We start from the raw sequence: 10,378 nt of genomic DNA, 5'->3' as shown, positions 1-10,378 counted from the left end.
ACATGCACCCATGCGAGTTTCCCATTGATGCGCAAACTCGTTTCATCGACATGCAGGATGTTGGATTCAAGTAAGGCGTCTTCGATGATGTCCATATTTGATTCCAGCGCTTCGCGTCCTCGTTTCACCATATTGGCAAGGGTTCCTGTACTAATCGAGTGTTGATATAACGCTTCGATTGTATCACTTAAACGCTTGTACGGGATCAATTGGATATGATGTAAATAAACAACGAGCGCCGTGAGCCGTGGACCGTATTGCACATGATTCGTGACATGGGATGGGAATTCGGCTTGTTGCACGCATCGACAATGTGGACACGATTTCACTTCACGTTCATGTTGTGTCACCTCGATCGCCACAGGAGGGACATCAAACACTTGACGGATATCGACTTTGAACGGTTTGACTTCACGCAAAGAAGCTCCACATCCTTGACACGTATGCACACGGTGGACGACACGATGATGTGGATGTTCCACTTGACGGAGCGTCTTCCCCTCATGTCCCTCTTGCCCACCAGGCTTTTTGCCAGACGGCTCGCGGGAGGAACGCTTTTTCTCAAAACGGTCAGAAGATGGGGGCAAATGGCTATTGGAGCTGTTTTTTTTCGTGCGTGCTTCCAGCTCTTGAACACGGTACTTCAGTTGTTCATTTTCTTTGCGTAGCTGTTTGTTTTCTTTCAACAGTTGCTCAATGACTTGTTGCTGGTGAGTAATGAGCTGCTTTTGTTGTTGGACTTTGCCGATTAAGCTCTCAACTGTAAATACAGCTTGTTGTACCGTCAACATGTGATTCACCTCCTTGTCTATCAGTATTCACATCATAGACAAGGAAAGAAGAAAATATTCAGCTCACTTTATGATGTGGCTGAATAGTTACCTCATATGCATCGCATGCTGAATTTTATCCGTCATATTGTGGATTAGACATTAATCCAAATGATTATGAAGGAACTACAAGAGAAAGATTTATTAAGATTCTTACAGAAGCTGATGCATATCAACAATCAAAAATTCTGCGGGGTGTATTAGAAAAATATCCGTTAGAATATTTTGAAGATAGATTCGAAGAAGGTTTTCTTAATAAAACAGAAATAGAAAACAAAAGGCGACTTTATACAAAAATAAAGGGATGGATAAGTCAACTCGAAGGTAATGGCCTTATTAAAGTTGACGAATTAGATTATGAGCTTGTAGAAGAAGTATTAAAACAAGCAGAAATTTTAATCAATAATCATTCTGCAGCATCTGCCGTTGATCGAGTGCATACTGCTTTACATGGTTATTTAAAGAAAATTTGCGATGAAGCTGGTATTGTATTTGAAAAAGACAGACCCACAATCCAAGAGATATTTAGTAAATTAAAAAATGAACATCCTTGTTTTAAGGTAGATAATGATCCAAATTTTAACGCGATTATAAATAGCATCAGTAAATTATTACATAAATTAAATGATATTAGAAATAACAGATCTTTTTCTCACCTAAATGAAAATATATTGGGAGAACCAGAAGCACTTTTTATTATTAACTGTAGATGAGCATTTTTCATTACAATAATTTCCATGGTTAGAGAGACAAACAGGGTACCCCTTACGCGATACGGAGCTGTTTTTTGATCACATCAATGGGAATATCTTGCTTTGCAGCGTCATAAATGAACTCGACGACGCTGTGGYCTTTCCGCGACCGAAGAAGCTCCAGCCCGGYGGAGAGGTTTTGTCGGGATTCGGCGATGCTGTACACGCAGGAGAGCAGCACCACCGCCCAATACCGTTTCACCGCCCGAATGTGGCGAACGCGGTATCCATCCAGCTTCAGTTGATCTTTCGCCTGCCGGAAAAAGCACTCGATCGTCCAGCGCTGGGCGTAGTAACGCAAGATGTCTTCGTCCCCGAGTTCCCGGTCGGTGCTCAAGATGCAATGAAGATGTTCCGGCGCCATCGGCTGATCCGCCTTCCAAGCCAGCAGCACCACCGCGTCATCGAGGCCATGGATGGCCCCCTCATAGCGATACACGCGATAACGCTCCTGCCCCACCGTGACGAGGCGGGTGTCTTTGGACTCGATATAGCGGGCAAACTGCTTGGCTTGGATGGCGATGCCTTTCGGGTAGAGAATCCGGTTCGTCTTGAGCATCGCGATGACATGGAATCCCTGTTTCAAGCAGGCTTCAATGAGCTTTTTGGACGGATACCACGAATCCATGAGCACATACACCGGCTGAGCCCGCTTCACCTTGAGCGAGGAAAGCATCTCGATCGCCAGGTCGATCTTGCTTTTTCCCGCTTTCTTGTCATACAGGCGGAACGCAAATGGGAACGCCTGCGTGAAGGTGTGCACCATCAGCCAAACGAGCGAATGCCCCCAGACCGATTGATGATCTTTATGCGAGTAGTGCCAGTCGCACCCTTGAATGGCGTGCACAGCCCGTGACGAAGGCTTTGTTTTTTGGCAAATCGTATCATCAATCGAAACMAAAAGGGGTTGATTCTTCCGTTTGGCCAGTCGTTCGACCTGGGAAAGGATCCACTCTTGAAGCTTCCCAAGCAGCCTTTCCTCGTTCCAAGGGCTTTTCGTGAAAAAGTGACTGAGCGTCGTTCGATGATTCGGATGAAAGCTCCAGTAATGAATATCAGTCAATGTTCCCGAGAATCCCTTGGTGGTCAAGGCATCGACAATATGAATGAGATGCTTGATGACCGGTTTGGAAAGCTGCAGCGTCAACCCCAGCGTGAAGAAAAACTTGTGGATTCCTTGGTGATGTGCTAATCTATTCATGAGACATGAACCTCCTTGTGGATAGTTGGTGGTACATCTATTCTAACCAAGGAATCGGGTTCATGTCTCCTTTTTTGTTTAGTTGTCAATTTATGTCAGTGAATTTGCTCATCTACAGTTATATATTATCCAAAAAATGCATTAACGATTAGTAGCGTGATTAAGGATACAGCCCATGCAAGAGTTGTTGGAATTGACCATGTTAAAATTTGTTCTTTCACTTCTTTTATTCCAAGCATACGGTTAATGACCCAGAATAGGCTATCGTTAAAATACGAGAAGATCATAGCTCCTAGGGCGGCTGACTGTGCGGCTCTTTAGTGTTGCCTATTTGTCCATTGCCTTTGCCGCTTTGGCGATGGCCGGTCTAGCCTGTGCCGCAGCTTGATGAATGAGGTTGTCTAGGAGTACCAATGTGACCGATTTAACAGCGGAAAACGGCAAGGATTGATAGGATGGTAAACAAAAAGGTGTTGGAGACATGAAGTGGATTCCGTCCCGATTTAACGCGATGGCGCAAACGAAGCAAGGTGAATTGATTCTCTACAATAGCTATACAGGGGCGATTGGCGCGGTGGCGGAAGGCGAGAGAGCCGCCGTGCTTGAGGCGCTCAAGAGAACCGGGATTGACCGCGAACTGTCACCGGTGGAACAAACGCTGGTGGAGTGTGGGTTTCTTGTCGCTGAGAACGTCGATGAGAAGCGACGGGCGCAGTTTTTGCATCAATCGTTGCACCGGACGGATGTGATGCATCTCGTGATCTTGCCGACGGAGGCGTGTAATTTCCGTTGTGTCTATTGTTATCAAGAGTTTTTGCGCGGACAGATGAAACGTGAGGTCATTGACGGGTTGAAACGTTTTTTGACGAAGACGATTCCGCGTCTCACCCATTTGACGGTCAGCTGGTTTGGCGGCGAACCGCTGTTGGCGATCGATGTGATTGAAGAGATTAGCACGGTGATCATCGAACAAACGAAACGGTATGGCGTTGCGTATCAAGCGGACATGTCAACGAACGGCTACGGTTTGTCGAAAGAAACGATGCGGCGTTTGTTGCGGTGTGAAGTGACCCGTTTTATGGTGACGCTTGATGGAAGCAAAGACGTGCATGATGTGCGGCGGGTGCTGGCGAATCGGGGACCGACGTACGAGACGATTCTTGGCCATTTGCGTGATATTCAGACGCTTGACGAATCATTTGAAGTGGACATCCGGGTCAATTTTGATGAAGACAACCTTGACCGGATTCCGCTGTTTTTAGACGAGCTGGCTTGTTACTTTGCCGGGGACCGGCGTTTTCAGCTGTTTTGCCGTCCCGTTGGGAGATGGGGCGGGGCGAATGATGAGCGGTTGCCGGTTTGTGACCATCGGACGGCAGAGGTGAAAATATGGGAGTTGACGGAATACGGAATCAAGAAAGGACTTTCGATGAGCTCGATGGTGGAGTCGATGTTGATGCCTTCTGGGGCGGTTTGTTATGCGGCGAAGCCACATTCCTTCGTCATCGGGGCCGACGGCCAAGTGTATAAATGCACATGCGCCTTTGACGAGGAATATAACCGTATCGGCCGTCTGCATGCCGATGGAACGATGGATGTCGATATGGATAAGCTCGCTCTATGGGTAACGTCAGGAGAGGAAACGGATGAACAGTGCCAAGCTTGCTTTTTCCGGCCGGCGTGTCAAGGGAATCATTGCCCGTTGTACCGCCTGCGAACAGGGGATCGTCCTTGCCCTCACGAAAAGCGAAAAATCAAAGAAGTGCTCCGGCTGATTGATGCGCAGTCATTCGTACGAGATGAAGGGAAAGGGAGGTGAGAATATGCGTATTTTGCGTCCTGCCGCATCGCCTGTTGCGTTGTCCCATTCTGGGCGGCTGACGAAATCAGTGCCTGGTCATTTGAAATGATGAATGGGAGAGAACCACGGTTTGGTAGGCGATCCGAGAAAAAGCTGTGAAATGGTTTAAGATTCTTTCCCGGCTGACGTCACTATGTATCAAGCATTCCTTTTCTCGCGATGCGAAAAGATTTCGTTTTTTCAAGAAGATACACGATCAACCATGCGCCAAATGAAGTGAACGAAAAAGTATTTGATCATGACAATGGCCCTTGTCGAATAGACAAGGGCCATTTTATGTGCTTCATGGCATGAATAAGGATGGTGATGTAGTTGGAAAAACGATTTGATGTTCCTCTCGATGGCTCTTGAGAACATTGTGTGGCAAGAAACAGTTGTTTCTCGTCCTTTACGAGTCTCCATTCAGGTGGAAAGGCGGTTAATCAATTGTTGCAGCGAATGAAGTGAACGTGGCTTAAAGGCAGTTTCGATACCGCTGGTTATGCTTTATAGTTTTTCATGAAAAATTCAAATAAAATGTCAATCAGAACAACGAGGGTCGAACGGGCAGATAGGTCATAACCTGCAAACTGGACACGTTGCACGTAGGCGCTGATATGTTTTCGTACAAGCTTGGCTAATGTACTATCGGCGCTGTTCGTGATCGCTACCGTTTCGATGTTTTTAAAGCGAAGTTTCTCTGCCGCTTGCACAATGGTTTTTGTCTCTCCGCTGGATGAAATGAAAATGACCATATCTTTTGGTTGAACCATGTTGGGTAAAAGGTCAATAATATGTGATTCATACACATACGAGCTCGGTTTGTTTACTTGGATGAGAAGTTTGCTAAAATATTCCCCGATCATTTTGGATAGACCAACTGCCACAATCAACACCCGATTGGCCTCAAAAATCAACTGGCTAATTTCTTCCACATGTTTTCGTTCCAACGAATCAAGTGTCTGATTCATATCGGCTTTGTACCGTTCAATCGTATTTTCTCCAACGGGAATGGCTTGGTCGTCGATCGTTTTCAGAATATATTTCAACTCTGAGAAACCTTCTAAGCCCAGTTTATGACACATACGGATGATGGTGGTGGTGCTGACGTTGTTTTTTTCCGCCATAGCAGTTAGCGATAATTGTTTCGCTTGTTCCACATGTCCATCGATATGGTCAAGAGCGTCATTCAAGATCCTTGTTTTATATTGCCAAATAATCCGGACGATCAGCATGATACAAGACAAAAATATATAGATCTTGTGCAATTGCCTAAGTTTAAGTCGCTAAAGGCATTGGTCGTTATTGTCGACCATGAAGATGAAGCGTATGGTGACGTTGTTACCGTCATCGCCAAAAGCAGGTTAAACCAAGAGACAGGAGGTGCGATTTATGTTCGTCCAAAATTTACAGGAAAACGTTAAATACTCCTATGACTATGATCACGATGTTCTTTATATTTTTTGGGCGAACCAAAAGTGTCGTACGATGACGAAGCAGCTCCTGGTGTGTTTATCCGGTTTTCTGAAGAGGATGAGGTCATTACTGGCATTGTGATTATGGACTACAAGAAGCGGGATATTGAGCGTATAAAGAAGTTTATACCGGTGAATATTAATTTTCATATGATTAACGAACAAATCCATTAGTTTTGGCCGATTTTGCCTCTGGAATGGATTCCACTATATTATCCTTCGCTACGTTAATGCGGCTGGGGCGCACGAGCCGGGGGCAAAGCGGTTCTATTTTCTAGAGCTTAAGTGCACTGGATGGGAGCCGTATTTGACATAAACATTAGGACTTGATTTTATGCGAATATTTTCGTTATTTTTTGTATATTATGCAAAGGTTGCAAAATATGAGGTGCAACATTTGATTGAACAATTGAAACAAACGCGCATTATCTCCTCCTGAATGGGGGGGCAGGGCTGATGTTTGATGCAAAACGAACACAACCGTTCTGCGCAGCCGCGGAACTTCAGGGCATAAAAAAGATGGCTTGTCAGTTTCGAACATTCGCTTTTCTAGTGAAGGGTATGGAGAACGAAACAGCGAAGGGAAAAGGTTTTTCCAAGGGATCTCCCCCTTCCCCGTGATGCGGGTGGGAGGGGGATCAAATGTATTTTATCATCGCCGTTTCATCGCAACAGTCCAGTTTCGGGCAGTTGACGCAATCAATCCACACTTTTTCCGGCAGTGTTGATTTATCCACGATCTCAAACCCGCATTTTCGAAAAAACTCGACTTGGTAAGTAAAGGATATTAACCGCTTCACCCCGAGTCTGGCCGCTTCGTTCGCAATATGGTCAACGAGCAGGCGGCCGATTCCTTTCCCCATATGGTCAGGGGATACGACGAGCGAACGCACTTCCCCGAGATCGTGCCCTAGGATATGCAGCCCGGCGGTGCCGACGATTTGACCGTTTTCCCTGGCGACATACATGCATTGCAAGTGCTGGTAGATGGACAGCAGCGAGCGGGGCAACACCAATCCTTTTTCCACATAGTGTTGGATGAGCGCGTGCATGTCTTTGACATCGCTCGTGACGGCATGGTCGACTTGCATTTGGATCCCTCGCGATCAGTCGTCATTGTATGTTTATAAATATACAATATTTTGTGTCTATATTCAATTACGAATTTTCGTTGGCTGGGGGATGTTTCTGCCAAACGCTGCACGGCAGGAGGAACAAGAATGCCATTGTCGAAAGAATAAAGTGTTTTTTGGAAAGCAACAGGAATATGCATTAGATGATGGCATATTGGTCGACTGAATCGTATGGAAGTGTAGGGTTTTTCATGAAACGAGGGGGGAAGGATATGAGCACGATTACCACGTTTGACAGTACGGTCGAAAGTTTGCTTGATTTGCTTGAAAGCATTCAGGAATGTCGAACACAGCTTCCTGATTTTCAGAGAGGCTGGGTTTGGGATGACGAGCGGATTCGAAATCTGTTGATCAGTGTTTCTCTCTCTTATCCGATCGGTGCGGTGATGATGCTCCAGACGGGAAATCCGAATGTCCGTTTTGCCTCAAGGCCGATCGAAGGGGTCGATAACGTGAACCAAGTGGAACCGGAACGGCTGATTCTTGACGGTCAACAGCGGCTGACGGCGTTGTTTCAATCATTGAAATTGAAAGCGCCTGTAGCGACAAGAGACAAGAGAGACAAGGCAATCAAACGGTTCTACTATATTGACATTGACAAAATGTTAGATCCGAGCGTCGACCGGGAAGAAACGATTGTCAGCGTCCCGGAAGATCGAATCATTCGCGGACCGGGAGGGAGAGTCGTTCTTGATTGTTCTGACTTGGAGAAAGAATGCGAGGCGGGAATGCTTCCGGTGAATTTGCTTTTCGATCCTGCGGGGTTGTTGGCGTGGCAGACGTGCTATTTTTCGGATTCAGCGAGGCTTACGGAACGGTCGTTGAAATGGCAAAAGCTCATGATGGATGTATTTCCTCGTTTTCAGCAATATCAAGTGCCTGTTATTATGCTTCGGAAGCCGACTCCGAAAGAGGCGGTTTGCCAAGTGTTTGAGAATGTAAACACGGGGGGCGTCTCTCTGACCGTCTTCGAGCTTCTTACCGCCACATTTGCGGCGGAAGATTTCAAGCTGAGGGATGATTGGGAAGAGAAGGAAGCGAAATTAAAGAGATCTGGAGAAATTTACAACAAAGTGTTGGCCGATATCAGCAGCACCGACTTCCTGCAGGCAGTTGCGTTGTTGGCCACGTACAATCGACGAAAAGCGGGGGACGGCGTGGCGGTCAGCTGCAAGCGGCGCGACATCTTGCAGTTGAAGTTGGCGGATTACCAAAGATGGGCGGATCGGGTGACGGAAGGGTTTATTCAGGCGGCTCAATTTTTGCATGAGCAGCATGTGTTTTCTGCGCGAGATTTGCCGTACGGAACCCAGTTGATCCCGCTGGCAGCCATTTTTGTAGAACTAGGGAAAGAAGCGCATAATGTCCATGTCCGTGATCAAATTGCCCGCTGGTATTGGTGTGGCGTATTGGGTGAACTATACGGAGGAGCGACGGAGACGCGGATTGCCCGTGACGTGGTGGAAGTCGTCGAATGGATTCGCGGCGGTGCGGAGCCGACGACGGTGCGGGATGCCCATTTCGCCGCTGACCGTCTCTTCACGCTGCGCACGCGAAACAGCGCCGCTTATAAAGGGTTGCACGCCTTGCTCATGAGGGAAGGGGCGCGGGATTTCTTATCTGGGGTGCCGATTGATATTCAGACGTATTACGGCGAATCGATTGATATTCACCATATTTTCCCTCGTGACTATTGTGAAAAACGAGGGATTGAGAAAGCGAAGTACGATTGCATTATGAATAAAACTCCATTGTCCTATAAAACGAATCGGATGATTGGCCGTGATGCTCCAAGTGTATATTTGAAGAAACTAGAGGAGAGGAAAGGCGTTTCGGCAGCGGTATTGGATGACATCCTGCAAACGCATGTCATTGATGTGGCATCGATAAGAGCGGATGATTTTGACCAGTTTTTTGAAAAAAGAAGGCTGGCTCTGCTTGCGATGATCGAGCGGGTGATGGGCAAGAAAGTGGAGTGAACGGGATGGGCGGATGTTGTAGGGGAGAGGTTTTGGTTTATATTTCAAGGAAAAGGACCTTTAGGACCTTTTTTGGCAAATGCCTTGGAACGACGTATCCGCGGGGAGATCAAAGGGGGAAAGCTTGATGGAAAAACAGGAACAGATACATTGGCTGCTGGACAGCAGACAAATGGAAATAGAATATTTAAAAGAAATCATAAGAAGTTTAGGCAATACGAAGGAGAGGCTTTTAGACATCATTACTAACCCTGGGAATTATGATGAACAAACGGTTCAACGAGCATGGGATCATTTGAAAATGATCGACCTAAGATTGTTGGGGGAAAGAGACTGGGTAAAAATACATAATGAGATGATCAACGTCAAGCGGGAATTGAAAAAGATCCGGAAATGGTGCCGCCAGCGGAAACGGGATCATGGTGATGGGAAATGAGGGCCCCTGCATAGCCATCAAGTGAAGCCTTGGAGCGAGTAGCTCCAAGGCTTCACTTTTCATCTTTGGAGGCTGTGACCGTGAGAATATATTCCAAGGCTTCACTTTTCATCTTTGGAGGCTGTGACCGTGAGAATATATAAAGATAGGCATGCCAAATACACCTTCCCTATAGAAGGTTTTTTTCATGGTATGAGGCGGTAATTTCTTACGACACCGGCATGATGACCAAACTCTCGATAATGTCTAAAGCGCTCTTTTTTGTATAACGCCTTGATTTTTTTTCCGTGTTGAGCGATGATGTCACACAGTTTTAAAAGGAGCATTCCCGTTAGGAGCTTTTCCGGGGACTTGATCAAAAAAAGCCCTCTTGGTATGATGCAGGGGTGTCAAACAATACCTACCATCATGCCAAGGAGGACTTCAGATGAATTGTACACAAAACTATAAAATTGATCAAGTTACGGAACAAACGCTTGTCGTGGGCATCGATATCGCGAAACGAACCCACTACGCCTGCTTCGTGGATGACCGGGGGCGCGTGCTTCGCAAGTCGTTCCCGATCTTCCAGTCGAAAGAGGGGTTTCAGCAGCTGTATAAAGCGATTCAGGAGGCGATGCAAGCGTTTGGGAAGTCAGAGGTGATCGTCGCGGTGGAGCCGACCGGGCACTACTGGTTGAACCTGGCCTACTTCCTCGAGGAGCACGGGATCCCGTTGGTCATGGTCAACCC

General features: G+C 46.6%; 9 protein-coding genes and 2 pseudogenes. 6 read left to right on the top strand and 5 right to left on the bottom strand.

The features are described from left to right. A pseudogene (locus tag AP057_RS13535) lies at positions 1–791 on the bottom strand (IS66-like element ISGst1 family transposase); the annotation flags it as partial. Positions 792–1,264: 473 nt separating this feature from the next. Between AP057_RS13535 and AP057_RS18180 the strand changes: the two are divergent. Further along, positions 1,265–1,543, top strand: a complete 279-nt coding sequence (locus tag AP057_RS18180; protein WP_161804331.1) for an abortive infection family protein — start codon at positions 1,265–1,267, stop codon at positions 1,541–1,543. Between the two features lie 52 nt (positions 1,544–1,595). On the opposite strand, the gene AP057_RS13530 is transcribed toward AP057_RS18180, so the two are convergent. Together AP057_RS13530 and AP057_RS16620 are read right to left on the bottom strand one after the other, a co-directional pair. Continuing rightward, positions 1,596–2,783, bottom strand: coding sequence for an IS701 family transposase (locus AP057_RS13530; protein ID WP_055358963.1), 1,188 nt, complete (start codon positions 2,781–2,783; stop codon positions 1,596–1,598). A gap of 125 nt (positions 2,784–2,908) precedes the next feature. Then, positions 2,909–3,097, bottom strand: a pseudogene (locus tag AP057_RS16620) (GntP family permease); the annotation flags it as partial. A 167-nt stretch (positions 3,098–3,264) separates the two neighbouring features. On the opposite strand from AP057_RS16620, the gene AP057_RS13525 reads away from it, so the two are divergent. After that, positions 3,265–4,602, top strand: coding sequence for a radical SAM protein (locus AP057_RS13525; RefSeq protein ID WP_053532356.1), 1,338 nt, complete (start codon positions 3,265–3,267; stop codon positions 4,600–4,602). 521 nt (positions 4,603–5,123) lie between these two features. On the opposite strand, the gene AP057_RS13520 is transcribed toward AP057_RS13525, so the two are convergent. Beyond that, on the bottom strand, positions 5,124–5,783 hold the full coding sequence (locus AP057_RS13520) for a MurR/RpiR family transcriptional regulator (RefSeq protein WP_235468582.1): 660 nt from the start codon (positions 5,781–5,783) through the stop codon (positions 5,124–5,126). Between AP057_RS13520 and AP057_RS13515 the strand changes: the two genes are divergently transcribed. Continuing rightward, a complete protein-coding gene (locus AP057_RS13515) occupies positions 5,766–6,047 on the top strand; it encodes a hypothetical protein (RefSeq protein ID WP_235468580.1) in 282 nt (93 codons plus the stop codon). The two genes, AP057_RS13520 and AP057_RS13515, sit on opposite strands and share 18 nt — an antisense overlap. Before the next feature lie 689 nt (positions 6,048–6,736). Here AP057_RS13515 and AP057_RS13505 read toward each other — a convergent pair. Continuing rightward, positions 6,737–7,189, bottom strand: a complete 453-nt coding sequence (locus tag AP057_RS13505) for an N-acetyltransferase (protein WP_055358961.1) — start codon at positions 7,187–7,189, stop codon at positions 6,737–6,739. 254 nt (positions 7,190–7,443) lie between these two features. Here AP057_RS13505 and AP057_RS13500 point away from each other — a divergent pair, with 254 nt between their 5' ends. The 3 genes from AP057_RS13500 to AP057_RS13490 all read left to right on the top strand — a co-directional run. Beyond that, positions 7,444–9,210: a DUF262 domain-containing protein gene (locus tag AP057_RS13500; protein WP_055358960.1), complete on the top strand. Its 1,767-nt coding sequence runs from the start codon at positions 7,444–7,446 to the stop codon at positions 9,208–9,210. Positions 9,211–9,337: 127 nt separating this feature from the next. Further along, positions 9,338–9,646, top strand: coding sequence for a hypothetical protein (locus tag AP057_RS17315; RefSeq protein ID WP_055358959.1), 309 nt, complete (start codon positions 9,338–9,340; stop codon positions 9,644–9,646). Between the two features lie 427 nt (positions 9,647–10,073). Next, positions 10,074–10,378: transposase (locus AP057_RS13490; RefSeq protein WP_152968893.1), on the top strand; the 305-nt coding region annotated here is incomplete at its 3' end.

The organism is Geobacillus sp. Sah69, assembly GCF_001414205.1.
Taxonomy (GTDB): Bacteria; Bacillota; Bacilli; order Bacillales; family Anoxybacillaceae; genus Geobacillus; species Geobacillus stearothermophilus.
Note: the sequence above shows the minus strand (reverse complement) of the source record. Positions and strands in the feature narration are given on the sequence as shown.

What these genes read in the sequence shown, in the direction of transcription:
- AP057_RS13500 (WP_055358960.1), top strand. Translation starts at nt 7,444, where the DNA reads ATGAGCACGATTACCACGTTTGACAGTACGGTCGAAAGTTTGCTTGAT.
- AP057_RS13525 (WP_053532356.1), top strand. Translation starts at nt 3,265, where the DNA reads ATGAAGTGGATTCCGTCCCGATTTAACGCGATGGCGCAAACGAAGCAA.
- AP057_RS17315 (WP_055358959.1), top strand. Translation starts at nt 9,338, where the DNA reads ATGGAAAAACAGGAACAGATACATTGGCTGCTGGACAGCAGACAAATG.
- AP057_RS13505 (WP_055358961.1), bottom strand. Translation starts at nt 7,189, where the DNA reads ATGCAAGTCGACCATGCCGTCACGAGCGATGTCAAAGACATGCACGCG.